Annotated in this window: 22 protein-coding genes, 2 pseudogenes and 1 riboswitch; of the genes and pseudogenes, 13 read left to right on the top strand and 11 right to left on the bottom strand. The window is 64.6% G+C overall.

The annotated features are described in order from the left end of the window. Positions 1-183: 183 nt before the first annotated feature. Genes RAC97_RS23665 through RAC97_RS23650 form a run of 4 tightly spaced genes read right to left on the bottom strand, consistent with a single transcriptional unit; the run spans position 184 to position 4050 of the window. Positions 184-1746, bottom strand: a complete 1563-nt coding sequence (locus RAC97_RS23665; RefSeq protein WP_375102072.1) for a DHA2 family efflux MFS transporter permease subunit — start codon at positions 1744-1746, stop codon at positions 184-186. Beyond that, the gene (locus RAC97_RS23660; protein ID WP_375102071.1) at positions 1743-2804 is read right to left on the bottom strand and encodes an HlyD family secretion protein; all 1062 of its coding nucleotides are present in this window, start codon (positions 2802-2804) and stop codon (positions 1743-1745) included. The genes RAC97_RS23665 and RAC97_RS23660 overlap by 4 nt, the downstream gene beginning before the upstream one ends. 55 nt (positions 2805-2859) lie before the next feature. Then, entirely contained in the window at positions 2860-3273 is a 414-nt protein-coding gene (locus RAC97_RS23655; protein WP_375102070.1) for a cupin domain-containing protein, read from the bottom strand. A 30-nt stretch (positions 3274-3303) separates the two neighbouring features. Next, positions 3304-4050, bottom strand: a complete 747-nt coding sequence (locus RAC97_RS23650; protein WP_375102069.1) for an SDR family oxidoreductase — start codon at positions 4048-4050, stop codon at positions 3304-3306. Positions 4051-4275: 225 nt separating this feature from the next. On the opposite strand from RAC97_RS23650, the gene RAC97_RS23645 reads away from it, so the two are divergent. Next, positions 4276-5841 (top strand): winged helix-turn-helix domain-containing tetratricopeptide repeat protein, encoded by a 1566-nt coding sequence (locus RAC97_RS23645; protein ID WP_375102068.1) that lies wholly within the window; start codon positions 4276-4278, stop codon positions 5839-5841. Here RAC97_RS23645 and RAC97_RS23640 read toward each other — a convergent pair. Then, on the bottom strand, positions 5838-6263 hold the full coding sequence (locus RAC97_RS23640; protein WP_375102067.1) for a DUF1294 domain-containing protein: 426 nt from the start codon (positions 6261-6263) through the stop codon (positions 5838-5840). The two genes, RAC97_RS23645 and RAC97_RS23640, sit on opposite strands and share 4 nt — an antisense overlap. 1 nt (position 6264) lies before the next feature. Continuing rightward, complete coding sequence (locus tag RAC97_RS23635) at positions 6265-7095, bottom strand: undecaprenyl-diphosphate phosphatase (RefSeq protein WP_375102066.1); 831 nt, start codon at positions 7093-7095, stop codon at positions 6265-6267. Positions 7096-7395: 300 nt separating this feature from the next. Here RAC97_RS23635 and RAC97_RS23630 point away from each other — a divergent pair. From RAC97_RS23630 to RAC97_RS23580, 11 genes and pseudogenes are all read left to right on the top strand, one after another. Continuing rightward, a pseudogene (locus RAC97_RS23630) lies at positions 7396-8157 on the top strand (cache domain-containing protein); the annotation flags it as partial. Positions 8158-8535: 378 nt separating this feature from the next. Then, positions 8536-9030 (top strand): annotated as a pseudogene (locus RAC97_RS23625) (methyl-accepting chemotaxis protein); the annotation flags it as partial. 103 nt (positions 9031-9133) lie between these two features. Continuing rightward, entirely contained in the window at positions 9134-9700 is a 567-nt protein-coding gene (gene pnuC / locus RAC97_RS23620) for a nicotinamide riboside transporter PnuC (protein ID WP_375102065.1), read from the top strand. Then, positions 9697-10239, top strand: a complete 543-nt coding sequence (locus tag RAC97_RS23615) for an AAA family ATPase (RefSeq protein ID WP_375102064.1) — start codon at positions 9697-9699, stop codon at positions 10237-10239. The genes pnuC and RAC97_RS23615 overlap by 4 nt, the downstream gene beginning before the upstream one ends. A gap of 293 nt (positions 10240-10532) precedes the next feature. After that, positions 10533-10982, top strand: coding sequence for a hypothetical protein (locus tag RAC97_RS23610; RefSeq protein ID WP_375102063.1), 450 nt, complete (start codon positions 10533-10535; stop codon positions 10980-10982). A gap of 10 nt (positions 10983-10992) precedes the next feature. Further along, the gene (locus tag RAC97_RS23605) at positions 10993-11565 is read left to right on the top strand and encodes an adhesin (RefSeq protein WP_375102074.1); all 573 of its coding nucleotides are present in this window, start codon (positions 10993-10995) and stop codon (positions 11563-11565) included. A 53-nt stretch (positions 11566-11618) separates the two neighbouring features. Next, a complete protein-coding gene (locus RAC97_RS23600; RefSeq protein ID WP_375102062.1) occupies positions 11619-12590 on the top strand; it encodes a heme utilization protein in 972 nt (323 codons plus the stop codon). A gap of 59 nt (positions 12591-12649) precedes the next feature. Then, complete coding sequence (locus RAC97_RS23595) at positions 12650-13330, top strand: C39 family peptidase (protein ID WP_375102061.1); 681 nt, start codon at positions 12650-12652, stop codon at positions 13328-13330. A 35-nt stretch (positions 13331-13365) separates the two neighbouring features. Beyond that, positions 13366-14118 (top strand): hypothetical protein, encoded by a 753-nt coding sequence (locus RAC97_RS23590; protein WP_375102060.1) that lies wholly within the window; start codon positions 13366-13368, stop codon positions 14116-14118. 46 nt (positions 14119-14164) lie between these two features. Continuing rightward, positions 14165-15445, top strand: a complete 1281-nt coding sequence (locus tag RAC97_RS23585; protein ID WP_375102059.1) for a hypothetical protein — start codon at positions 14165-14167, stop codon at positions 15443-15445. Positions 15446-15704: 259 nt separating this feature from the next. Further along, positions 15705-17909, top strand: a complete 2205-nt coding sequence (locus RAC97_RS23580; protein WP_375102058.1) for an LTA synthase family protein — start codon at positions 15705-15707, stop codon at positions 17907-17909. On the opposite strand, the gene RAC97_RS23575 is transcribed toward RAC97_RS23580, so the two are convergent. Continuing rightward, complete coding sequence (locus tag RAC97_RS23575; RefSeq protein WP_375102057.1) at positions 17906-19231, bottom strand: sigma 54-interacting transcriptional regulator; 1326 nt, start codon at positions 19229-19231, stop codon at positions 17906-17908. The genes RAC97_RS23580 and RAC97_RS23575 overlap by 4 nt on opposite strands. Positions 19232-19565: 334 nt before the next feature. Between RAC97_RS23575 and RAC97_RS23570 the strand changes: the two genes are divergently transcribed. Further along, on the top strand, positions 19566-19832 hold the full coding sequence (locus RAC97_RS23570; RefSeq protein WP_375102056.1) for a hypothetical protein: 267 nt from the start codon (positions 19566-19568) through the stop codon (positions 19830-19832). 109 nt (positions 19833-19941) lie between these two features. Here the strand turns inward: RAC97_RS23570 and RAC97_RS23565 are convergent, their stop codons facing one another. From RAC97_RS23565 to cobW, 4 genes are all read right to left on the bottom strand, one after another. Next, a complete protein-coding gene (locus RAC97_RS23565; protein WP_375102073.1) occupies positions 19942-20508 on the bottom strand; it encodes a VWA domain-containing protein in 567 nt (188 codons plus the stop codon). A 98-nt stretch (positions 20509-20606) separates the two neighbouring features. After that, a complete protein-coding gene (locus RAC97_RS23560; RefSeq protein WP_375102055.1) occupies positions 20607-21608 on the bottom strand; it encodes an ATP-binding protein in 1002 nt (333 codons plus the stop codon). A gap of 1 nt (position 21609) precedes the next feature. After that, entirely contained in the window at positions 21610-25374 is a 3765-nt protein-coding gene (gene cobN, locus RAC97_RS23555; protein ID WP_375102054.1) for a cobaltochelatase subunit CobN, read from the bottom strand. Positions 25375-25377: 3 nt separating this feature from the next. Then, positions 25378-26448, bottom strand: a complete 1071-nt coding sequence (gene cobW / locus RAC97_RS23550; RefSeq protein ID WP_375102053.1) for a cobalamin biosynthesis protein CobW — start codon at positions 26446-26448, stop codon at positions 25378-25380. A gap of 100 nt (positions 26449-26548) precedes the next feature. After that, a riboswitch (cobalamin riboswitch) is annotated at positions 26549-26746 on the bottom strand. Positions 26747-26862 lie beyond the last annotated feature (116 nt).

Below are 26862 nucleotides of genomic sequence, written 5' to 3'. Positions count from 1 at the left end.
CACACATCCAGGAACGGCTGCGGGAGAATGCCTATATCTGGACCGTCCACCCTGGCGAGCGACCAAAGCGAAAGCCTCGGACGGCCGCACGTCGGCGCAAAGAAGCACCACAGGGTTCAGTTCCCGAAAACAGTGCCATCTGCAACATCAACGGCACTGACGGGCCTCAAGACGGTGTACCCCTCACCGCGCCCGCTTCGCCAACACCACCTTGATACACACCAACAACGGCGCAGCCACCACGAACAGCAGCGCCACGGCATTGAACGCGGCATCGAACGCGATCACCGCCCCCTGCTCGCTTACCGCCCGGCCCAGCAGGCTGGTTGCCACTCGCGCCGCCGCACTGGCTTCGAGCCCTTCCAAACGCAACATCGCGGCGGTTGTGGCAAGCCGCTCGCCCAGGGCGACCGTGCCCGGCGTGATATGCGCGCCGATGACCTGGACGTTGAGCACTTGATGATGGTCGATCAACGTCTGCAACCCCGCCACCCCCAACAGCCCGCCCAATTGGCGAGCGGTGTTGAACAACCCGATGCCACTGGCCAGGCGGTCGCGGTCCAGCCCACCGAAAGCGATCAAGGTGATCGACAGGAACAAAAAGCCCAAGCCGCCGCCACGCAACAGCACGGCCGCCATCATGTCGTCGGCGCCGCTTTCACGGGTGGAGCCCGAGAGCATCCACATCGCGAGCATGATCGACAGGATGCCGAGCGGCACCGTGGCGAAAGGCGCTACGCGACGGGCCTGGAACAGGTAGGCGGCCAGCAGCAGGGCTGCCACGAACAGCGCTCCGCTGGGTAGCAGTAACAGGCCTGTCTCTGTGGGGGTAAAGGCGAGTGCCGAGAGCGCGAACGCGGGAATCAGAAATGCACTGCCGAACAGGGCCGCGCCTGCCACGAAACTGACAATGAAAGCGAAGGTGAAGTCGCTGCAACGGAACAGGTCGAAGTCCAGCAAGCCTTGGCCATCGCGGGCCAACAACTGTTGCCCGAGCAAGGCCAGCAAGGCCGCGATACCCACCACGCAAGCCCAGCCGAGATGGGGTTGCTCGAACCAGTCCCAACGGCTGCCCTGGCTCAGCACGTAGGTCAGGCAGGCCAGAGCCACGGCGGCGAGCAGTACCCCCAAGGCATCGAAACGTCGCGCCCTGGGTCGCTCGATACGCGGCAATTCGGCCATCAGCAAAACACCTGCTGCTGCCAGCCCCAAGGGCAGCACGGCGAAGAAGATCCACACCCACGACTGCAGGTCGATCAACCAACCTTGCACGGCAGGCGCCAGCGAGGCCGGCGCCACCACCGCACCCATGGCGAACAACGCCTGCAGGACCGGCTGCTGCTCGTGCCGACAGGCCAGGAAAAGCAAGGCCTGCCCGGCCACCAGCAACACGCCCCCGGCAAGGCCTTGCATCACGCGCAGGGCCACAAGCCACTCCAATTGGTACGTGATTGCCGCAAGGGCGCAGGCAGTGCCCATCGTCAGGGTCGCACCGATCACCACTGCCCGCGCCGAGAAACGCCCCAGCCACCACGACGCAAGGAGAAAGCCGAACATCTTGCAGGCCAGGTAACCGATATCCAGCCAGGCGAATTCATCAGGGGTGGCGGCGGTGTCGCCAAGCATGTCGTTGCGCGCCAGGGCCAACGCCGTGCCGGCAAGCGCTTCGGTCAACGCTGCCAGCAGTACGCCAGCCAACAGCAGCAGCCCGGAGCCAGACGTCCCCGAAAGCCGCTGGCCGTTCACGATCCGCCTCCGACCTCGATCGCTACCCGCGCTGACAACCCCGGCACGATGCGGCCCGGCAAGGGGTTGGCGGCCAGGCGGATCTTCACCGGCACGCGCTGCACCACACGCACGAAGTTGCCGGTGGCATTGTCCGGCGGCAGCAGGCTGAACGCTGCGCCACTCCCAGGGGCGAAGCTGTCGACCACACCCTCCAGGGCATCGTTCGGGTAGCCGTCCAGGGTGATGCGGACGTGCTGGCCTGGACGGATATGCGCCAGTTGCGTTTCCTTGAAGTTGGCCACCACCCAGACATCGTCGACCGGCACCACATCGAGCAACGCAGCGCCTGGGGTGACGAAGCGGCCAACCCGGACCTGACGGTTACCTACCACCCCCGACACCGGGGCACGTACCACCGTATGCTCCAAGTCGATCAGCGCCAGCTCGCGCGCCGCCTTGGCCTGGGCGATGGCGGCCAGCGCGGCCTCGCGCTGGGCCTGCAGTACCAGCAAGCGTTGCTGCTGGGCGTCGAGGGTGGCGCTGGCGGCAGAAACCGAGGCTTGCGCACCGGTCTGCGCCGCAGCAGTCTGGTCGACCAGCGCCTGGCTGACGGCGTTGAACTGGATCAGCTTGCGATTACGCGCGTGGGTCTTGTCGGCCAGGTTGCGGTCTGCCACGGCCGATTGTCGCTGGGCCTGGGCCTGGCGAATCTGCGCGTGTTGCAGTTGGGTCTGAGCCTCGACGTCGCCAAGTTGCGCCTCGGCGGCCTGCAAGTTGGCGTCGGCTTGTGCCAGGTGCGCGCGGTAGTCGCGGTCATCGATGCGAAACAGTACGTCGCCGCTGCGCACGGCCTGGTTGTCATCCACCTCCACCGCCATGACGTAGCCAGCAACCTTGGGGGCCAGGGAAGTGACGTCGCCACGTACATAGGCGTTGTCGGTGAATGCGCGGTCATGGGCTCCGAACAGGGCCCATCCCGCGCCAAGGGTCAGCACGGCGGCGAAGCACAGTACCAGGCCCAGCTTTTTCTTGCGTCCGCTGGACGTCTTGGGCTTCTCGTCGTCGTGCACATTCATGTCTGCATGTCCTGTGAAAGCCCCACAGGCCGACAGCGACCTGCGGGGCGTGCGCCTACTTGGCGCTTGGCGTGACCAGTTTCGACTCTGTGCTGTCGAGCACGAATACGGCCATCAGCTTGGCGGGCTTGGTCTTGCTGGCGTTGGCGCTGACACCATGGAACGCACCGGGTGCCTCGTACCAGTTCTCGCCCAGCTTGTAGGTGCGCTCTGGCTCGCCGTTGACGCTGCTGCGAATTTCGCCTTCCAGCACCGTGGCGTAGATGAACGCCGAGCTCGGGTGGCGATGCGACGGTGTCGCACCTCCTGGGGGGTAGTCGACGATCACGCCGCGCATGCTCTTGCCAGGGACATTCGGCAACGGCTTGTCGAACACCACGGTGATCTTGGTGCCGTTGTATTCCTCGGCCAGGGCCGGGGCGCTTGCCAGCACGCTGAACGCGGCGGCCACGAGGATTCGCTTGAACATGTCGATGCTCCTTTTCAGGCAGTTGGGCGCTCACGCGTTGTGCGCGAGCCAGTCGGCGAAGTGGATATTGCCCAGGCGCGCCGACGCACCAGCGGTCAGGGACTGGTCGTCGAGCTCGGAGCCGAAGTAGCGCGCATGCACGTCAGCGACCACGTTGACCTGGTCGCCTGTGGCGCGCAGGTAGCTGCGGACCATTTCATCCAGCGGCGCCTTGTCGGGCCCGGCAACTTCGAGCCTGGCGTTCGCCGCAGCGCCCAGAGCCACATCGGCCAACGCTGCGACCACATCATCGGCCGCCACCGGCTGGAACAACGCAGGCGACACCCGCACGGCATCACCGACGATGGAGGCCTGGGCGATACCACCGACGAATTCGAAGAACTGCGTGGCGCGCACGATCGAGTACGGGATGCCCGACGCCTCGATCAGCGCCTCCTGGGCGACCTTGGCGCGGAAGTAGCCGTTGTCTGGCAGGCGCTCGCTCCCGACGATCGACAGCGCCACATGGTGGCGCACTCCCGCAGCGGCCTCGGCGGCCAGCAGGTTGCGGGTGGAGGCCTGGAAGAAGTCCATCACCGCCTGTTCTTCCCAGGACGGCGCATTGCTCACATCGATGACGGCCTCGGTGCCATCCATTGCTTCGGCCAACCCTTCGCGGGTAAGGGTGTTCACGCCCGTGCTCGGCGAGGCCGCGACTACCTGGTGGCCCTTATCGCGCAGCAGGCTGACAAGTTTCGTTCCGATGAGGCCAGTGCCTCCGATGACAACGATGTTCATGGACACTCTCCGTATCTCGACCGCAACCATTGCCGTCGCTATGGGACTACGATGCGCCAGGCGGGCCTGGGAGTCCTTGCGAAGGGCTTGGATTTACCTTGATTAATGCTTGAAGCGATGTCCAAGCGCGCCTGATGCACAGGCCCGACGCCTGCCGTATGATTTGCGATAGCCAAGGGTCGACCGCCTCGGACACGAAGCCTAGGGCGCGCGAAGGAGAAAGACGTGCAATTCGTGTTTGATGATTACGTGCTCGACCAGCAACGCCGCGAACTGACCTTGCACGGGCAGCCGGTGACCATCGGCCCGCAGGTGTTCGACCTGCTGTTGCAGCTGGTCTGCCACCGCGACCGCGTGCTCAGCCGCGATGAACTGCTGGCAGCGGTGTGGAACGGCAAGGTGGTGTCCGAGTCGACCATCACCAGCCATATCAATGCCGTGCGCAAGGCCATCGGCGACACCGGTGAAGAACAACGCTTGCTGCGCACCGTCGCGCGCAAGGGTTATCGTTTCGTCGGCCAGCTGCGCGAGGTACCCGCGCCAGCACCCAAGCTACCCGCCAACGAGCCTTTGCCGCCCCCGCCCCTGGCACTTCCGGACAAGCCTTCGATCACCGTGCTGCCTTTCCTCAACCTCAGCGGCGACCCCGAGCAGGACTATTTCGCCGACGGCATGGTCGAGGACATCATCGGTGCCTTGTCGCGCCTGCGCTGGTTGTTCGTGATCGCGCGCAATTCAAGTTTCACCTTCAAGGGCCAGCGGGTCGATGTGCAGCAGGTCAGCCGTGAACTGGGCGTGCGCTATGTACTGGAAGGCAGCGTGCGCAAGGCTGGCAACCGCATACGCATCACTGGCCAGCTGATTGACGCGAGCACCGGTACCCACCTGTGGGGGGAACGCTTCGAAGGAACGCTGGACGATATCTTCGAATTACAGGACCAGATCGCAACCAGCGTGGTGTGGGCCATCGCCCCGCAACTGGAACGCGCGGAGATAGAACGGGCAAAGCGCAAGCCCACCGAGAGCCTGTGCGCCTATGACTACTACCTGCGCGGCACCGCCCACCTGCATACCGGCACGCGTGCCGCCATCGACCAGGCATTGGCGATGTTCGGCCAGGCGCTGGCGCTCGACCCGGAGTTCGCCTCGGCCTACGGCATGGCGGCCTGGTGCTACTTCTGGCGCAAGATCAATGGCTGGATGCTCGCGCGCAGCGAGGAAATCGCCGAGGGCATCCGGCTGGCGCGCCTGGCCGTGGAGCTGGGCCGCGACGATGCCATGGCCCTGACCCGTGGCGGACACGCCTTGGCCCACCTGGCCGGCGACCTGGACGGCGGCATCGCCCTGCTCGACCGCGCCCGCCTGCTCAACCCCAACCTGGCCCCGGCCTGGTACCTGGGCGGTATCTTGCGTGCACTGCACGGTGAGACCGAGCAGGCGATTCGCGACCTGGAACATGCCAGCCGCCTGAGCCCGCTGGACCCGGAGATGTTCAGGATGCACGTGGGCATGGCACTGGCGCACTTCTTCGCCGGACGCTACGACTGCGCGGTAGGCTGGACGGAAAAAGCCTTGGGCAACCTGCCGACACTGTTACCGGCGCTCGCGCTGGGCGCTGCCAGCCACGCCCTCAGTGGTCGTCTCGAGGACGCCAGCCAGGCCTTGCAACGCTTGCACGCCCAGGACCCGTCGTTGCGCTTGTCCAACCTTACGCAATGGCTGCCCTTGCACCGAGCCCAAGACCGGGAGCGCCTGGCAGAAGGGTTGCGCCTGGCCGGGCTGCCAGCCTAGAACAGCGACCAGCGCCCGTCGAAGAACAGCTGGTTGGCCCAGTACGCCTGGTGCAGCAGGACAATGCCCCAGAACACCACCTGATAAGACACCTTGCGCGTCTTGTGCCGCAGCAGTTGCTGGGCCAGCAATGCCCCCGGCCAACCGCCCAGCAGCTCGCAGGCGTGCAGCACTTTCTCAGGTGTGCGCCAGGCCTGGCTGCGCGCCTGGTGCTTGTCCTGCCAATACAACAACAGGCACACCAGGCTGGCCAGCGGGTACAACGCCAGCACCAGCCACGACTGCCCGCTCCAAGCCAACTGAGCTGCGCCCAACCCCGGCAGCAGGCACAGAACAACCAGCGCCAGCAATTTCAACCGCAGGTGGCGCACCCCGCCCGACGTGGCAGCGTCACGTCGGGCCTCGCCTCTTGCGCGGGCCATATCAGCCTTGCGCAGTGGCCCAGTCGACCCAGCCGAACTGCCAGGTCGCCAGGATCAACAGGCCAAAGGCGATGCGGTACCAGGCGAACACCGCGTAGCTGTGGTTGGCGATGAATTTCAGCAGGCCACGCACGGCGATCATCGCGAAGATGAACGACACCACGAAGCCGATGGCGAACACCGGCAGGTCCGCAGGTTGGAACAGCTCACGGTATTTGTAGCCCGAATACACGGCAGCGCCGACCATGGTAGGCATGGCCAGGAAGAAGGAAAACTCAGTGGCCGCCTTGCGCGACAGCCCGAACAGCAGGCCGCCGATAATGGTCGAGCCGGAGCGCGAGGTGCCGGGAATCATCGCCAGGCACTGCACGAAACCGACCTTAAGGGCGTGGCTCCAGTGCATCTGGTCGACATGCTCGACCTCGATACGGTGCTCGCGCCGCTCGGCCCACAGCATGATGAGCCCCCCCACCACCAACGCTACGGCCACGGTGATCGGGTTGAACAGGTACGCGTGGATCAGGTCGGCGAACATCACCCCCAGGACCACCGCCGGCAGGAAGGCCACCAGCAGATTGACAGTGAAGCGCTGGGCATTGCTTTGGCTGGGCAGCCCTACCACGACCTCGATGATCTTGCGGCGAAACTCCCACACCACCGCCAGGATCGCCCCCAGCTGGATGATGATGTTGAACGCCATGGCGCGTTCACCGCCGAAATCGATCAGGTCGGCGACAATGATCTGGTGACCGGTGCTGGAAATCGGCAAGAACTCCGTCAAGCCTTCAACGATACCCAGGATGATTGCCTGAAAGGCACTCCAAAAATCCATCAACTCCCCCAAATGGTACGCTGCTCCAGCAGCGTTCTCGTGCTCTCTGATTCATGTGCGTGCCGCAAGCGGCACGCCGTTTTACAGCGACCTGTGACTGCAAGGCCAGCGGAAAATTACGACAAGGCTAAAGGTTTCATCTTACGCGGCCGAGATGCTAACAGAGGCTCTGCGCAAAAGGCTTGCGCTGTAGACACCCTGGATGGGATCTGGCACTTAGCCAATGGTCGAGTGGGGCGATATCACTCGCCATGATTGGATGCCCTCTAATAACAAGAACAATGTGGAGTAACCATTTTGATGAAGAGCCTACGGTCGATGTCGATCAGCCGACGCCTGTCGCTGATCTTGCTGGTGGCCATCGCCATGCTGGCGGTGCTCGGAATAATGATGCTGCGCCAGATCCATGGCGACCTCTACCAGGCCAAGGCGGAAAAAACCCGCCACGTGGTACAGACCGCCGTCGGCGTGCTGGCCTACTACCAGGGGCTGGAGGCGGCCGGCACTCTCACCCGCGAGGCTGCCCAGCAACAGGCCCTGCAAGTGGTACGCGGCCTGCGCTACGCCAAGGATGACTACTTCTGGATCAACGACCTGGGGCCGAAGATGGTCATGCACCCAGTCAATGCCAAGCTCAATGGCCAGGACCTGTCCGGCATCCGCGACCCTGATGGTTTCGCCGTATTCAATGAAATGGTAGCTCTGGCGCGAAGCCAGGGCGCGGGGCCGGTCGACTACCGCTGGCCAAAGCCCGGGGCCGAAGAGCCGGTGCGCAAGACCTCGTATATTGAGCTGTTCAAACCCTGGGGCTGGATCATCGGCTCGGGCGTGTACGTCGATGACGTACAGGCCGAGTTCGGTCGCCAGGTCCGCGACGCTTCGCTGGTAGGCCTGGCGATCGCGGCGCTCATGGCCCTGCTGGTGTGGTTGATCGCGCGCAGCATCGCCCGTCCATTGCAGGAGGCGGTGCAGGCGATGGGCAATATCGCCAGCGGCGAAAGCGACCTGACCCGCCGCCTGGACACCCAGGGCCGCGACGAGATCACCCACCTGGGCGAGTACTTCAACCGCTTCAATGGCAAGCTGCAAGCCGTTGTCGGCCAGTTGCAGGGCACTGCCCATGCGTTGGCCCAGTCCGCCGGACACGTCGGCGACAACGCCGGCGCCGCGCAGCAGCACAGCGCCCAGCAGTCGTTGCAGATGGACCAGGTGGCCACGGCCGTCAACGAGGTCACCTACGCGGTGCAGGACGTGGCCAAGAATGCCGAGCAGGCAGCCGACGAAATGCGCAGCGCCCAACAGCAGGTGCAGCATGGGCAGGACGCGATCCACGGCAGCCTGCGGCAGATCGACCGCCTCTCGGCGACCATCGAGCAGGCCGAACAGGTCATTCGCGACCTCGCCGGGCACAGCACCAAGATCGGCGGCGTGCTGGAGGTGATTCGCTCGATTGCCGAGCAGACCAACCTGTTGGCGCTCAACGCTGCCATCGAGGCAGCCAGGGCCGGCGAACAAGGCCGCGGCTTTGCCGTGGTCGCTGACGAGGTGCGGTTGCTCGCCCAGCGCACGGCGCAATCCACGGCGGAAATCCAGACAATGATCGAGCACCTGCAAGGACAGTCGGAGGCTGCGGTCAAGGCCATCGGCAACAGCAGCGAAGCCTCGCGCCAGACAGTCGAGCAGGCCCGCGAAGCCGGCACCAGCCTGGACGCCATCAACCAGGCGCTGCACAACCTGGCGGCGCTCAACACCTCGATAGCCAGTGCCACCTTGCAACAATCGCACGTGGTCGAGGACATCAACCGGACCGTGCTCGACACGGCCGGGTTGTCCCAGCAGACCGCAGAATCCGCGCGCCAGTCCAGCGATGCCGGCACGACCCTGGCGCGCCTGAGCCAGGAGCTGGAGCAGTTGCTGCGCCAATTCCGCGTCTGACCTGCCCGCACTCGCCCACAGGTGCATTGCACACCTGTGGGCGATTCACCTTCCCTGCCCTACACGCTACAATCGCGCCCTTTCCCCTCTCCAAGGATCGCCGATGCCCGGCCTCGAACTCTTCGCCGCCGCGCTCGGCGTCATCGCCGTGTGGCTGACGGTCCGGCAGAACCCCTGGTGCTGGCCGATCGGCCTGGTGATGGTGGTGCTCTACAGTTGGATCTTCTACGAGGTAAAGCTGTATTCGGACATGCTCTTGCAGCTGGTCTATGCCGTGTTGCAACTGTATGGCTGGTGGCAGTGGACCCGCCCGGGGCGGGTGCAGGACGCACGCCAGGTGTCGCGCCTGGCGACCACCCCCCTGCTGGCAGGGCTGGCTGTGGGGCTTGTGGCGAGCCTGCTGCTCGGCGCCGCCATGGCGCACTGGACGGACGCTGCGCAACCCTGGCTGGATGCGGCCTTGACCGGCTTCAGCCTGGTCGCACAGGTATGGATGGCGCAAAAGCGCCTGCAATGCTGGGCACTTTGGGTGGTGGTGGATGTGATTTTCGTCGGCCTGTTCCTGTACAAGGGCCTTTACCTCACCGCCGCCCTGTATGCACTGTTCACCCTGCTCGCCGTGCGCGGCTGGATCGAATGGCGGCGTGACCCGGCACTGGCGGCCACATGAAGGTGGTGGTGCTGTGCGGCCCGGAATCCAGCGGCAAAAGCTGGCTCAGCGGTGAGATCCAGACGCGCTTCGGCGGCCTCACCGTGGGTGAGTACGTGCGCCACTTCATCGACCAGGCGCAACGCGACACCTGCTACGCCGATATTCCGGCGATCGCCCGTGGCCAGCTGGCCTGGGAAGACCAGGCCCGCGAACAGGCGCCCGCCCTGCTGATCCTCGATACCCACCTGCTCAGCAACATCCTGTGGAGCCGCGTACTGTTCAACGATTGCCCAGCGTGGCTGGAACGGGCGCTGCTCGCTCGTCACTACGACCTGCACTTGCTGCTCAGCCCCCAGGGTGTGGATTGGGTCGGTGACGGCCAGCGCTGCCAACCCAACCTGCAGGAGCGCCAGGCGTTCTTCGATGACAGCCATGACTGGTTGCATCGACATGGGCAGCCGCTGCAAGTGATTGCGGGCGACTGGTCGCAGCGCCGGGATGCAGCGCTGGCGGCAGTGGCAAGGCTGCTGGGCCCCGCCGCCACCCTCGACTGTTAAACCGGCGATACAACTTCGTCGGCGCAAACCCCCATTGCTGGGGCCTCTTGCGCACAATCGGGGAACTGTCTCAGCGTTGATACACAGCCTCCAAGCGCTGGCAAAGCCCCGTTCTACGCGCCCTCTGCGCACCCGGTAGGCCCAGTTGTATCAGCGCTGATACAACACCTCACCGTCACGCCCAGTCCAGAAGCCCAAGCCTTTGATAACCCAGCGGAAAAAAAAAGCGGCACAGCTTTCGCTCTAGTACTCGCAACGCTCAAGGGCCAGCGTCTAGAGAAGGGAGCATCGTCGTGGGGAATCAGCACAATACACTGCCTGCACTGCTCATACTGGGTTGCCTTGGGGTCGCGACCCTGCCCGTCCCGGTCCTGGCCGAGGGCAATGGCGTCGTCATCGTGACCCGCGACGTACAACCGCGCCATGCCGACCGCCGTACCGGGACCCCAGACCCCTACCCGATCAGCGCCAATACCAACGAGTCGACGCGCATCCAGGCCCAGACCAACGAACTGAGCGACGGCGACTTCGCCAACGTCGCCAGCGGTGCGGTGGTCAACCGCATCATCCAGACCGACGGCTCCGGCACCCTGCGCGGCATGAGCACTGCCACCGCACAACTGCCCGGCATGCGCGGTGGCGCCAGCACAGGTTCGGCCAGCGGCGCGAGCATTTCCAACACCGTCAACCAGAACGTGCAGCGCGGCATGGCACCGCTGCAAATCCTGACCCGGGGGCAATGACATGCGCACCCTGAAAACCTCTTTGCTGTGCCTGGCCCTGGGCTGCACCAGCAGCGCCTTCGCAGCCTCGCCCGTCGTCGACAACGCCACCCTCGACACCAGTGGCCGCGCCTACCAGGGCAACCTGAACATCAACCACACCGCTGGCGACGCCCAGCAGCAAGCCAACGTGCGGGCCATCGCCATCGGCACCGAGGCCCATGCCAATACCCAGGTTCGCCAGCGCAGCGACTTCCAGGCCGACCCAGCCCGGGACGCCAGCGCCAGCATCACCGGCAATGCCTTCAGCAACGGCAACGGCATGCTCGGCATCAACCAATCGGCCGGTGCTGCCACGCAGCAGGCCAATGCGGTGCGCATCAGCATCAGCGCAATCGCGCAGAACATCGACGACAGCATTCTCAGCCAGCAGAACGTCGCGCTGGCCAATGGCTCCGAAGCAACTGATCGCACACCCGGCAGTCGCCAGGTCACTACCAGTGACCAGGCCTTCACCGGCAGCCGTGGCGTGATCCAGTTGAATCAGAGCGCCGGGGTGGGCAACCGAATGGCCAACACCCTGAGCGTCCGGGTCGCAGACTGACCCCAACGGCAACACACAACACTTAACAACGAAAATATAAGCGGAGAAACACCATGAAACCTAAAATGGCACTCAAGCCTCTGGTATTCGCCCTCGCTGCGGTCATGGCAGTTGCTGCACAAGCTGGCGGACGTGACGACGATCGCCGCGGAGGCCATGGTAATGGCCACAACAACAACTACGAGAACCTGCTGGTCCAACTGATGGTGACCGCAGGCTCCGCCGCCACCGTTCTGGACACCCAGGCCAACTCCGGCAACCGTGTGCTCAACCAAGGCACCCGCAACGATGCCAAGATGGACAACTCGGCCAACGGCTCGCAGGGCAACCTCGGCGCCAACATCGCGGCCGGCGACGGCAACCAGCAGGACAACGTCGCTGCCATCGCCACCGCCGATGAAAGCTTCATCTTCGGCAGTGCCGTGGCCATGGCCCAGGCCACCCAAAGCAACGTCGGCAACACCGTCAAGAACCTCTCCACGTCCAACAATGCCAACCTCACCGGCTCTGCCAACAACAGCTCCGGCAACATCGGCATCAACGTGACCGCTGGCGACTTCAACCAACAGAAAAACAACCTGGCGATCGCCGTTTCCGGTGGCCGCGTAGCCGCCGCCACTGGCGCTGCCAACCAGGCTGTGACTGGCCTGTCGGTCAATAACAAGGCCGACCGTACCTACAGCAAGGAAACCCTCACCTCCACCTTCGTCGCAGCTGGCCACTACCAAGGCAACGGCTGGGGCTATGTGGAAGACGAGAGCAGCCATGGTGGTGGCCACGACCGCGGCCGCACCGACAAGGATCCTCTGAAGTTCCACGAAGAGGGCACCTTCGGCCTGGCTGGCGTCGCGTCCTACCAAGTGCTGACCCCCACCGGCTGGCGCAACCCTGTGACCAACACCGCCAACATGACCAACTCGCTGAACGGCGTGTCGGGCAACGTCGGCGCCAACGTGTCGGCCGGCAGTGGCAACCAGCAGACCAACTCGCTGTCCATCGCCGCGGGTTGCAAAGCCTGCATGTAACAGCAGTCGATCGGGGCCCTTCGGGGCCCCTTTCCTGTCTCTACCAGGTGGACTAGGCCATGCGTATTGTCCTGCTTGCCGCACTGATGTTCCTCGCCGGTGTCATCGAAGCCGCGCAGATGCCGATTGCGGCGATGCCTGGCGGCAACCTCGTGTACAAACCGGTGCAGAGCCTGCGCGAACGACGCTTCGCCGACCTGGTGCAACAGAAGACCGATTTCAGTTGCGGCGCCGCCGCCCTGGCGACCGTCCTCAAGCAAGCCTATTGGCTGGATGTGGACGAGAACCAGGTCATCGAGGGCATGCTCGCTCATTCCGACCAGGACACCGTGAAGGTGCAGGGCTTCTCGATGCTCGACATGAAGCGCTACGTAGAAAGCATCGGCATGCGCGCCCGGGGCTACCGGGTCGAGCCGGATACCCTGGAAAAGGTGAGCATTCCGGTGGTGGTGCTGATGGATATCCGTGGCTACAAGCACTTCGTGGTGCTGCAACGCATCCACAAGGGTTGGGTGTACATCGGCGACCCTGTGCTGGGCCACAAACGCTACACCTTCGACGACTTCCTCAAAGGCTGGAACGGCATCATCTTCGCCGTCATCGGCCCCGGCTACGACAAGGCCAACGCCCTGCTCGACCCACCGGCGCCACTGACCGCCAAGAACCGCGTCGACGGTTTCTACCCGGTGGACGACGCGCAGTTGATGGAATTCGGTTTCATCCAGAGCGATTTCTTCTGATCACTACAAGGGGCAGGACGCTCCGGGGAGCAGCGATGAAGACTACCACCTGGCTGGTTGCCGCCTGCATGGCCGCCAGCCTTCCTGTCCAGGCACAGGTATTCAAGCCCATCGAGATAAAGGACCAGGAACTGGCCCAGTTGCGCGGCCGCTACGTGATGCCAGGTCGCATCATCAGCTTTGGCGTGGTCATGAGCAGTACCTGGCAGAACGCCGCCGGTGACCGCATCGGCGCGACCAGCACCTTGCAAGTCCAGCAGAACATCTACAAGCCCCAGTTCTATGTGTCCATGAACGGCGCAGATGGCAACGGTGGCAATGCCGGAGCGGCTGCACCAGGCACGGGCGTGGTCAGCGGAGGTGCCGGCCTTGCCAACACCAGCGGGGTGACCCAGTCGGTGCGCGCGGCAGGCGACTACAACAGCGCCTATAACAACGTTTCGATCAACGTGCGCGAGGCCAACCAGGCACCCGCTGTCGACGCCCCAGTGGGCCAGGCCCTGCCGGTCGGTACGACGCTGGTCAACACCAACGGTGCAGGTACGGTCAGCATTTCGAACACCGGCAACGGTATCCAGATGGGCATCCAGGCCAGCAACAACCAAGGCTCGAGCATGCAGCGCCTGGCCAATGGTGGCCTTATGCAGGCCACTACCCTGCTCGGCGGCAGCAATGCCGTCAACAACATGACCCAGCTCAACGTGGTACTGCGTGACAACCTGCCGTCAATGGGGGCTTTGAACTGCAGTCTCGACCAGCTCAAGGGCCTACGTGTTTCAGGATATTGATCTACGCTTCGTCTCAAATAACGCAGTTGGAAGGGACGGCTGACTTATGCATCGATCGTTGTCGTTGGGGGCAGTCATCTGCCTGGGGAGCCTGGTGCCATCGTCGCTGCTGTATGCAGCCGCCGACCCGCAAGTGGAGGCCTTGAAGGCCGAGCTGGCCGCGCTCAAGCAGCGCTACGAAAGCCAGCAACAGGCACTGATGGTGCTCGAGCAGCGCGTGCGACAGGTTGAGGAACAACCTGCCGCCCCGCCACCCAAACGCCTGACCCGCTCGCCGGCTTCGCAGCCGCGCAACAACCAGGCCATTGCCGCATCCGGCGGTGCGGGCGCTTCCTACGGCGAGTCGCTCAGGGACGATTCGGAACCGGCGCAGAGCGTTTCCAACCTCTACGACGAGGCCAGCGGTTTCTTCGGCGGGGGCAAGTTCAGCGTCGAAACCGGCATCACCTATGCCCGCTACGACACCCGCCAGCTGATCCTCAACGGTTTCCTGGCGCTGGACTCGATCTTCCTGGGCAACATCAACCTCGACCGCATCAAGGCCGATAACTGGACCCTGGACCTGACCGCCCGCTACAACCTGGACAACCGTTGGCAGTTCGATATCAACGTACCGGTGGTGTACCGCGAGTCCACCTACCAGTCCGGCGGCGTCGGCGGTAACGCCCAGGGGGTATCGGAGCGTACCGTCACCCGCGACCCAACCCTGGGCGATGTCAACTTCGGCGTGGCCTACAAGTTCCTCGACGAATCCGAGAACACCCCGGATGCCGTATTCAGCGTGCGGGTCAAGGCCCCCACTGGCAAGGATCCGTTCGGCATCAAGCTGCTACGCGACACCGAAAACGACAGCCTGAGCTACCCGGAAGACCTGCCAACCGGCAACGGCGTGTGGTCGATCACCCCAGGCATCTCGCTGGTCAAGACCTACGATCCGGCGGTCCTGTTCGGCAGCCTGTCGTATACCCACACCTTCGAGGAGTCGTTCAGCGATGTCAGCTCGACCCTCAACCAGAAGGTGCCGGGCAAGGTGAAGATCGGCGACAGCTTCCAGATCGGCGCGGGCATCGCCTTCGCCCTCAACGAGAAGATGTCGATGTCGTTCTCGGTCTCGGAGCTGATCGCCCGGCGCTCGCGGATCAAGTCCGCGGAAACCGGCGACTCGTGGTCCGACGTCAAGAGCAGCGACGCCAACGCCGCCTACTTCAACGTCGGCATGACCCTGGCCGCCAGCGACAACCTGACCATCGTGCCGAACCTGTCGATCGGCCTGACCGACGATGCGCCGGACTTCACCTTCAGCCTGAAATTCCCGTACTACTTCTAACGCCCGTGGCCCCTCCTGGCAGGGGCTCCAGGGCCTGGTCGGTCGCTTCCGGAGCGGGCTTGTCGGAGCGACTGACCGCCGCGAGCCCCGAGGTGTTTGCTTGCCGGGCAAGCCCCTCTCCTGTAAAGCCAGCGAAAAGGCCCTCGGAAACACGCCCCAGGTTTTCGTAACCATCCTTGTCGCCACCGGCTGCACAGCCATGGGCCTGTTATGATGCGGCACATTTTTGTGACTGTTTCATGGCAAGAAGGACGTTTTCGTGAAGAACATGCTAGGCCATCCCCACGCCCGGCTCGTCACCCTGGCAGCCCTGGTGCTGGTGATTCCCCTCGGCGTGCGGGCGCTGCTGGGTTGGTCGGACCCCTTGGGTTACCTCTCGGACCTGGCCATCGGCAGCCTGTTGTTCTTGCTGTTGCTGCGCAGCCCCTGGTGGCTGGCGCTGCCCGTGCTACTGGCCTGGGGTGGCCTGCTGGTAGCCTCGGCCGAGCTGGTCAGCGCGGTGGGCCGCCTCCCGACCAGCGCCGACCTCGCCTACCTGTTCGACCCACAGTTCATGGAAAACTCCACCGGCGGCGCCTTGGCCCACCCCTGGCTGCCCTGGGCCCTGGGTATCGGCCTGCTGGCCTGCCTGTTCGCCCGTGGCTCGGGCCGCAGGCAACCGCTCGCGGCCCTGCCTCGAGCAACCTTGGCCCTGCCGCTGATCGTGTTCGCGGCACACTGGGCAAGCGAGCGCCTCAACCCTTCGGACGCCGACCAGTGGCGCCAGTACAACCTGCCCCATCAACTGCTGTCCGCTGGCGTCGGCAACCTGCAACGCCAGGCGGATCGCTGGCTTGGCCGGGAAGTACCCAGCGAGCCGCTACCCAGCGCCGGGCTCACCCAGGCCGACCTCAACGGCCAGCGCCTGCTCGAAGGCCCGGGCAGCGCCCGCAACCTGCTGGTCATCACCCTCGAAGGCATCCCCGGCGCCTATCTGCGCGCCAATCGCCAGGCCCTGCACAGCCGCTTCGACCAAGACCTCATGCCCAACCTCAGCCGCTGGGCCGAGCGCGGCATGAACACCCCCGACTACGTACTGCATACTCACCAGACCATCCGCGGCCTGTACGCCATGCTGTGCGGCGACTACGACAAACTCGCCAACGGCACCCCCAAGGGCGTCGAGCTGTTGACCCAGAACGACCGCAACCAGGCCTGCCTGCCGGCCCAGTTGCGCCAGGCCGGCTTCACCACTCATTACCTGCAGGGCGCCGGGCTGCGCTTCATGGCCAAGGACCGCATCATGCCGCATATCGGCTTTGAGGCGACCCACGGCCTGGAGTGGTTCCGCAACGACAACTACCTGGAGTTTCCCTGGGGCAAGGACGACCGCGCCTTCTTCGAAGGTGCACTGGATTATGTGGGCGAGCTGCGCAAGCAACCGCAACCCTGGATGCTTACCCTGCTGACGGTAGGCACGCACCAGCCCTATTCTGCCCCGGACGACTACCTGCAACGCTACGACACCGCCAAGCAGGCGGCGGTAGCCTACCTGGACAACGCCATCGGCGCCTTTCTCGACGCCCTGGAGCGCGAGGGCGTGCTCGAGGACACTCTTGTAGTCATCACCTCCGACGAATCCCACGGCATCGAGGGTGTACGCCTGGCCTCTTCCTGGGGGTTCAACCTTACCCTTGCGCCGGAGCAGACGCAGCTTCCGCGCCTGAACCCCGGCACCTATGGCCATGTCGACCTGGCAACCTCGCTGCTGGACTACTTCGCCCTGCCGATTCCCGCCGCCCTGGCCGGCCGTTCGCTGTACCGCAACTACGACAGCGGCCGCGAGATGATTTCCTTCACCAATGGCCTGCTGCGCTACCACGATGGCCTGGGTACCTTGAGCGAATGTGACTTCCAGCAACGCTGCCGACGCTACGCCAGCAGCGGCTTCATCGCTGACCAGGCGCGCTTCCTCGGGCGCAGCGACGGGGCCGTTGCCAACCAGATCAGCGCACTGGCCGCCGTGCTGGACCAGTCATTGCTGCAAACTCCCTTGAACCTGCGCTACCAGTTCGGTGGCCCGGCGCCGATCGCCCTGAACGAGGCCATCCGCGATGACTGGGCCGACAACCTGATCGGCGCCCAATACCTGGAAATGCCCGAAGGCTCACGTACCCGTGTGCGGGTGACCGTACGCGCCCTCGGCGAGGCCAACCAGGCGCACATCCAGCTCAAGGCCAAGGAGTACGAGCAGGACGTGCCCCTGGGGTTGCCGGAGGAAATCAAGGTAACGGCCAACGAGCCCATGGTGCTGGAGTTCGACTTCGACAACCCCAGCGCGCGCAAGGCGTTCTCGTTCCATCTTCTGGGCTATGGGACAGGGGAAGTGGAAGTCAGCGACTTCAGCGTGGTCACCGCCCTGCCGGGCGAGGAAGAAGCCATCGAGGAGTTGCCCCAGGACGAGCACGTGGCGCAGTCGAGCTAACGGATCTGGTGTTTGTGTAAAAGCCGGTAGAACGTCGGGCGCGATACCCCCAGTACCTTGGCGGCAATGCTCATGTTGTCGCTGTGGCGGTTGAGCACATCGCACAGCGCCTGGCGCTCGGCACGGTGCTTGTAGTCTTCCAGGGTACCCAGGGGCTCCTCCCCCTGCTCCAGCTCCTGTAGGCCCAAGTCCTGCGCCTCGATCTGCCGTCCCTCTGCCAGCACCAGGCCACGGCGTACACGGTTGGCCAGCTCACGGACGTTACCCGGCCATTCGTGCCGGCCCATCGCTGCCAATGCACTGTCGCTGAACGAACGCGGCCGCCGACCGGTTTCCAGGCTGTAGAAATGCGAGAAATGGTTGGCCAGCATCGAAAGGTCGCCATGCCGGTCGCGCAGCGGCGCGGTGACCACCTGCAAGACATTGAGCCGGTAGTAAAGGTCTTCACGGAAGCGCCCACGCTCGATGGCCTGCTCAAGGTCGACGTGGGTCGCCGCCAACACCCGCACATCCACCGGTATCGGCTGGCTGCCACCGACCCGCTCGATATGTTTTTCCTGCAGGAAACGCAGCAGGTTGGCCTGCAACTCCAGCGGCAGGTCACCAATTTCATCGAGAAACAATGTCCCGCCATTTGCCGCTTCGATACGCCCCACCTTGCGCTGGTGAGCACCTGTGAACGCGCCCTTCTCATGACCAAACAATTCGGACTGGATCAAGTGTTCGGGTATGGCGCCACAGTTGATGGCAATGAATGGCTTATCGTGGCGCTGGGATTGGCGGTGCAGGGTACGCGCTACCAGCTCTTTACCCGTACCGCTTTCACCGCGAATCAGCACCGGTGACTCGGTAGGCGCAAGCTTGCCCAACAGCTTGCGCAGCTCGCGTATAGGCCGGCTTTCGCCCAGCAGTTCGTGCTCAGGCTCGTCAACGCGCACTACCCCTTTGCCACGCAAGCGCGCCATGCCAAAGGCGCGGCCAAGGGTCACTTGTACCCGCGAGACGTCGAACGGCAAGGTATGGAAATCGAAGAACCACTCACACACGAAATCGCCGACGTTCTGCATACGCAACTCTTCGGCGCTGAGCACGGCGATCCATTCGGTATTGCTGCGCTTTATCAGATCTTTCACTGCATCGGGGTGGCGTAGGTGCGAGGCCTGCAAGCGCAGCAAGCCAACATCGCAAGGATGTTCCAGGGCAGCCCCCAGCGTACAGCTGCGCACGTCCCAGCCAGCGCCGTTCAGGCCCGGCAGTAGACGGTGGCAGTCGTCACAGGGGTCGACGATCAGCAGTCGGCGATGAGATGCGGGCTCGAGCATGACCTATCCTTGGCGCCAATTTTCAGTTTTTTAATTAGAAACAGTAAGTTGCGGCGCCCGAATTAACAGTAGCAACGAACCTGTCAACGCCCACTACCGTTTGTCTGCCCAACCCAGCCCGCAGCTTCCTTCGGGGAATTTTTGTCAATTAATAGCGTCACAGGCGGCACACCAAGAGCAACTTCCGTCGCCCTTGAAAAAAAATTTCAACTGCCGTGTGACTTCACCTTCAACTCGGAGCATCAGTACGAATAACCCCGCGCTGCACGTCATGTTTCTTTACGCCGCGCGGACACAGAATTCCGTTGTTTGGGACCACAAGAGAGACCGAACCATGAATGCCTCGCTCCGTGTCAACGAAGCACTGCTGATTGCCGACCACGCCTTCGAACCCTTCCAGTGCGTCGCCTGGGATGCGCCCAATGGTACAGGTGAGCTGAGCCTGGCAGTCATCGACCGGACCAACACCCGTATCGGCAGCAAGCAGGTATCTTCCCAGGTCTATTCCGACCCCGCGCAATGGGCCAGCCTGATCGAAGAAGTACGCGCCGAACTTTTCGAGAAAGGTTACAACCTGCAACCCTGGACCATGCCTCGCTAACTAGTCGCCTGCACAAGTGCGTGTCTTGTCACGCACTTGTGCAACTATCCCCTGCCGCTTTGGCAACTTCTGCAGCGCCAACTTACTGTTAGTGCGCCATATTTTTGATTCAATCAATCACTTTGAACTGATCGACATGCTGGTACTGCGCCTGCAGTTGTTCGGCCAGTTGCCGTGCGCGCCCCAGGCGTACGGGCGCGGTTTCGATATCCACCAGCACACAAGGGCAAGGCATTGGCGGCTGGGGCTCCCAGCGTTGCAAGCGACCATCGGTGAACACCAGGCAGCGTTGCGCCTCGTGCGGGTAGCGCTGGCGGCGTGTCGACAGCCATTGCCGCGCTTGCTGCAAGGCAGCGAACAGCGGCGTACCGCCTCCGGCTCCCAGCGCCTGCAACCAAGGTTGCAAGGCCGCCGAAGCCTTCAGGCCATGGCGTTGCCACTGAGGGCTGGCGCCGCTGGCGGTCAGCAACGCCAGGCGCGCACGCTGGCGGTAGGCCTGGTCGAACAGCTCCGCCAATACGCCCTTGGCCTGGGCCAGGGACTGGTGCCGACGGGTCGAGGCCGAAGCATCGACGATCACCAGCCATAGCTGCGTGGCCTGCCCCTGACGCTGCTGCCAGCACAGGTCCTGGGGTTGGCGTGGTCGGCCCTTGAGCAGGGTTGGTAGCCAGGCAATGCGCTCACCTTTGCCCGCTCGCGCACGCCCGCGGGAACCTGTCTGCTGACCGCCACCAGGCCTGGCATCCGCCGCAACTGCAATGCGATGGCGGATGCTCAGGGCTTTTTTATCCAGTGGGGCACCTCACGCCGGGCCGCGGCCGCCACCGGCTGCGCGGGTAACGCGCCCCAGTCTCCCTGCCCACCTTGCGCTTTGCTGCGCTGCTCGGCCCCTGCCGGTGGCGTAGCCGTGGCAGGGGGCGCTGAAGGCTCACGCCGACGATGGCGCAAGGCAAAATCGGCCACCGCCTGCACATCCGTCTCGTCAATCGCAGCGCCAGCGCGCCAGGCGGCATGGGCGCGCGCGGCGCGCAGCCACACCAGGTCAGCGCGCAGGCCATCGACACCGGCAGCGAAACAGCGCTCGGTGATCCAGGCCAGGGCCTGGTCATCCAGCGCGATACCTGCCAGGCGCTGGCGCGCCGCCTGGCAGCGCTCACGCAGCTGTGCCTGGGCGTCGGCCCATTCGGCGCAGAACGTCTGCGGGTCGCTGTCGAACGCCAACCGCCGACGGATGATCTGCTGCCGCGCCTCGGGCGCCGGCAAGCCTTCCAGGGCGACGTTCAGGCCGAACCGGTCGAGCAACTGCGGACGCAACTCGCCCTCCTCCGGGTTCATCGTGCCGATCAGTACGAAGCGGGCGTCATGACGGTGGGAAATGCCGTCACGCTCAACACGGTTGGTGCCACTGGCGGCGACGTCGAGCAACAGATCCACCAGCGGATCGGGTAGCAGGTTGACCTCGTCCACGTACAGCACGCCACCATCGGCCTGGGCCAGGACCCCCGGGGAAAAACGGGCCTGGCCCTGTCCCAGGGCGGCATCGAGGTCGAGGGTGCCGACCACGCGCTCCTCGGTCGCGCCCAACGGCAGGGTCACGAACGGCCCCGCCCCCAGCAGGTCGGCCAGGCCCCGCGCCAGGGTGCTCTTGGCCATGCCGCGCGGCCCTTCGATCAGCACGCCGCCGATCTTCGGGTCGATGGCGGTCAGGCACAGCGCCAGCTTGAGGTCGTCGGCACCGACCACGGCGGCCAAGGGGAACTGCAAGGGTTCATTCATCTCAGGTATCTTCCTCGCCCTCGAGCAACTGCTGCTCGAGGGCCTCACGGTATTCGTCCGGCGGCGCCTGCCACAAACCGCGCTGCTGGGCTTCCAGCAAGCGTTCGGTGAGGTCGTGCAGTGCCTGAGGATTGTGTTGGCGCATGAAGTCGCGGGTGGCCGCATCGAGCACATAGGCATCGGTCAGGGCCTGGTAATGGTGGTCGTCGATCAGCTGGGTGGTGGCGTCGAAGGCGAACAGGTTGTCTACCGTGGCTGCCAGCTCGAAGGCACCTTTATAGCCGTGGCGCTTTACCCCGTCGATCCACTTGGGGTTCAGCGCGCGGGCGCGGATCACCCGGTTGAGTACTTCCTTAAGGGTGCGGATGCGCGGACGATCGGCCTGGCTATGATCACCGTGGTAGCTGGCCACCGCATTGCCCGCCAGGGTTTCCACCGCTGCCAGCATGCCACCCTGGAACTGGTAGTAGTCGTTGGAATCGAGCAGGTCGTGCTCGTGGTTGTCCTGATTCTGCAGTACTGCCTGCACCTGGGCCAGGCGCTGGGCGAACTGGGCACGTGCCGGGGTACCTTCGTCCGCAGCGCCATAGGCATAGCCGCCATGGTTCAGGTACACCTCGGCGAGGTCGCCGCGGTCCTGCCACAGGCGCCCATCGATGGCGTTCTGCACCCCCGCACCATAGGCGCCTGGCTTGGCGCCGAACACTCGCCAGCCGGCCCGGCGCGAGGCCTGCTCGGCCTCGACACCCTGGGCCAGCAAGGTAGCGCGCTCGGCACGCACCCGAGCTGCCAGCGGATTGAGGTCTGCTGGCTCGTCCAGTGCTGCTACGGCCTGTACGGCGGCATCGAACAGGCGGATCAGGTTGCCGAAGGCGTCACGGAAGAAGCCGGAAACCCGCAGGGTCACATCCACCCTGGGCCGATCGAGCAAACTCAAGGGAAGGATTTCGAAATCATCCACCCGCTGGCTGCCGGTGGCCCACACCGGGCGCACGCCCATCAGCGCCATGGCCTGGGCAATATCGTCGCCGCCCGTGCGCATGGTGGCAGTACCCCATACCGACAAGCCGAGCTGGCGCAGATGGTCGCCGTGGTCCTGCAAGTGACGTTCGAGAACCAGGTTGGCCGAAGCGAACCCCAGGCGCCATGCGGTGGCGGTTGGCAGGTTGCGCACGTCCACGGTATAGAAGTTGCGCCCAGTGGGCAGCACGTCCAGGCGGCCGCGGCTGGGTGCGCCACTGGGGCCGGCAGGCACGAAGCGCCCGGCCAGGGCAGCCAGCAGGCCGTCGATTTCCGCCGCGCCGCAACCATCCAGGTGGGGCGCCACCTGCTGTACCAGCGCCTCCAGCACCGTCCGCACCGGCTGCCAGGCAGCTTGTTCGGGCAATTGCAGACGGGCATCGAGTGCCTGTTCGATCAATGCCAGGGCCAATTGCTCAAGGCGCTCGCGGGCATCGCCGCAGGTGCGCCAAGGGGCCGTGTCGAGCCCGAGCAACAGCGCTGGCCGTGGGCCGTTCCAGGGCTGCCCCAGGTCGCAGTCCAGCGGATCGAAGCCCAGCGCCAGGGCCTTGGCCAATGCCCGCACCAGGCTGGCATTGCCGCCCCGGCCATCGCCGCGCTCGACCCGCAGCAAGGCCAGCAGCGTATCGATGCGCAGTCGCCCGGTCGGCGACTGACCGAACACATGCAGGCCGTCGCGAATCTGCGACTCCTTCAGATCGCACAAGTAGGTATCCAGCCGCGGCAACCACACCGTTGCGTCGTCCAGCTGCCCTTCCAACTGCAACTCGCGGTCGATGTGGTTGGCTTTGACCAGTTCGAGGATATCGCGCTGCAACTCCCGTGCACGGCGCGGGTCGAGCAACTGCGCCTCGTAGTATTCGTCGGCCAGTTGCTCCAGGTGGCGCAGCGGACCGTAGGTTTCGGCGCGGGTCAGGGGTGGCATCAGGTGATCGATGATGACCGCCTGGGTACGACGCTTGGCCTGGGCGCCCTCGCCCGGGTCATTGACGATGAACGGGTAGATGTTCGGCAGGGGTCCGAGCAAAGCATCCGGCCAGCATTCGCGGGACAATCCCACGCCCTTGCCTGGCAGCCACTCCAGGTTGCCGTGCTTGCCGACATGGATGAGCGCATCGGCGGCGAAGCCGTTGCGCAGCCAGAAGTGGAACGCCAGGTAGGCATGCGGCGGCACCAGGTCCGGGTCGTGGTAGACCGCGCTGGGGTCGACCTGGTAGCCCCGCGCCGGCTGGATGCCGACGAAGGTCAGGCCGTAGCGCAGGCCGGCGACCATCATGCGCCCGTCGCGGAACATCGGGTCTTGCTCCGGCGCCCCCCAGCGCTCGAGCACCGCGCGTTGGTTGGCCTGGGGCAATTGCGCGAAGGCGCTGTGGTAGTCATCCAGGCTCAGGCTTTGCGCACAGGGACGTTGGTCGAGGTGGTCGAGGTCGTTGGTCACTCCGCCGAGCAGTTGCTGGATCAGCGCGGTGCCGCTTTCCGGCAGGCCGGCCACCGGATAACCCTGCGCTTGCAGGGCTTGCAGGATATTCAAGGCCGCCGCCGGGGTATCCAGGCCGACGCCGTTGCCGATACGTCCGTCGCGGGTCGGGTAGTTGGCCAGCACCAGGGCCACGCGCTTCTGCGCATTGGGCAGGCGCGCCAGATCGACCCAGCGACGGGCCAGTTCGGCGACGAAATCCATGCGTTCGGGGTGGGCGCGGTAGCAGACCACGTCCGACTGGCTGCGTTCGCTGCGCCAGGCCAGGTCCTTGAAGCTCACCGGCCGGGTGATGATGCGCCCGTCCAGTTCCGGCAAAGCGATGTGCATGGCCAGGTCGCGGGCCCCCAGTCCTTGCTCGCTGGCCTCCCAGCCGGGCTGGTTGTCCTGGGCGCAAATCGCTTGCAACACCGGGACATCGCGGCGCAAAGGCCGCAGGTTGGGCTGCTCGGGGCTGGACAGGGCGAAACCTGTCGTGTTGATGACCACCTCGGCACCCACCTGGTCGAGCCAGGCATCGACCTGGGCCAGGCAGCCGGCCTCCTTGAGGCTGGCCACGGCGATCGGCAACGGGTTGAGACCCGCTGCCTGGAGGCGCTGGCAGAACACGTCGATGAACGCGGTGTTGGCCGCTTGCAGGTGCGAGCGGTAGAACAGCAGCGGCGCGACGGGCTGGCCTGCCTTCCACTGGGCGAACCAGGCCTCTGGCCCGGCAGTGGGCTTGTCCGGGTGGTAGACCGTGGTGCGCGGTAGCGCCTGCGGTTCCTCCCAGGCATAGGCGCGCCCCAGGTACTGGCTGGCCAGGCAATGGAACAGGTTCAGCGCGTTGGCCTTGCCGCCCTGGCGCAGGAAATGCCAGAGCCGCTCGGCCTGCTCGCCACGTACCGTGCCCAGGTCGGTCAACTCGGGATCGGGGCGGTCATCCCCTGGCACCAGGATCAACTGCATCCCGCGCGCGGCGAGTTCGACCAGTTGCTCGACACCATAGCGCCAGTAACCGACGCCGCCATGCAGCGACACCAGGATCACCTTGGCATGGCGCAGCACCTGGTCGACGTAGAGGTCGACCGAGGCATGGTTCTGCACCTGCATGGGGTTGGCCAGGCGCAGGCTGGGGAAGTCTTCCGGCAGTTGCTCGGCGGTTTCGGCGAGCAGTGCCAGGTGCGAATCGCCGCTGCAGAGGATCACCAGTTCGGCGGGAGTCTGGCCGAGGTCGGCGATGCTGTCGTCCGGCACGAAACCGCCGGGCTGGGTCCGCAGCAGGTGCATGGGTCAGGCGCCCAGGGCCAGGCGCAGGCGCGCTTCCAGTTGCACGGCATCGAGGTCCTGGCCGATCAGCACCAGGCGGGTGATGCGCGGCTCGTCGCTGCGCCAGGCGCGGTCGAAGTGCTTGTCGAAGCGAGTACCGACACCTTGGACCAGCAGGCGCATGGGCTTGCCGGGGATAGCGGCGAAGCCCTTGGCGCGCAGGATGCCGAACTCGGTGACCAGTTGGGTCAGGGCATCGAGCAGCAGGCTTTCGTCGGCTTCGGGCAGGTCGATGGAGATGGAGTCGAAGGCGTCGTGATCGTGGTCGTCGTGGTCATCGCCCTCTTCGTGGTGCGAGTCGTGGTGGGTACGACGGCCATCGATATGCGCCTCGGACTCGGCGCCCAGGCCCAACAGCACCTCCAGTGGCAGGCGGCCGCTGCTGGCCTCGATCACCTTGACCGCCGGCGGCAGTTCCTCGGCTACCTCGGCGCGAACTTTGGCAAGGCTTGCGGCGTCGATCAGGTCGGCCTTGTTGAGCACTACCAGGTCTGCGCTGGCCAATTGATCGGCGAACAGTTCGTGGAGGGGCGATTCGTGGTCGAGGTTCGGGTCGAGTTTGCGTTGCGCGTCGACTTGGTCGGGGTAGGCGGCGAAGGTGCCGGCGGCGACTGCGGGGCTGTCGACCACGGTGATAACCGCATCGACGGTGCAGGCGTTGCGGATTTCCGGCCACTGGAAGGCTTGTACCAGTGGTTTGGGCAGGGCCAGGCCGCTGGTTTCGATGAGGATGTGGTCGAGGTCGCCGCGGCGGGCGACGAGCTCGCGCACCACTGGGAAGAATTCTTCCTGTACGGTGCAGCACAGGCAGCCGTTGGCCAGTTCATAGACGCGGCCGCTGGCTTCTTCTTCGGTGCAGCCGATGCTGCATTGCTTGAGGATTTCGCCGTCGATGCCCAGCTCGCCGAACTCATTGACGATCACCGCGATGCGGCGGCCTTGGGCGTTGTCGAGCATGTGGCGGAGCAAGGTGGTTTTGCCGGAGCCGAGGAAGCCGGTGACGATGGTGACGGGGAGTTTGGCCAGTGTTTTCATGTCGCGATGCCTTTGGCAGCAGTGGCGCGGGCATGCGGGACGATAGCCGCGGGCGTTGCTGGCCGGGCTCGTTCGCCACCGGATCACCCCGCCCGGTTGAAAGTCGAAAACGTTGCGAGGCAGGTCTCCTGGCTTGCACCGTACCGGCCTGAGACCGGTGGGACGACGCCTTCCCGCGTACACGCAGTGGCTATGTCGGTCCTTTGGATGCTTACAGTTGCGGGGGCAGCCGCGGCTTGTACCGCGTTCCCGTCTTAGCTCCGGCTGGCGCCGGAGAACCTCGGAATGGCAAGGCTACGCAGTGGTTGGCGGGTGGTCAACCGTGGGGTGGCGAATGGCTTTATTTATGTACCACACACGCTTTTGCTTTTGCTTTTGCTTTGCTGTTGATCTTGATCTTGATCTTGATCTTGA

It is taken from the genome of Pseudomonas sp. LS_2 (assembly GCF_042709235.1).
Lineage (GTDB): Bacteria > Pseudomonadota > Gammaproteobacteria > Pseudomonadales > Pseudomonadaceae > Aquipseudomonas.
Note: the sequence above shows the minus strand (reverse complement) of the source record. Positions and strands in the feature narration are given on the sequence as shown.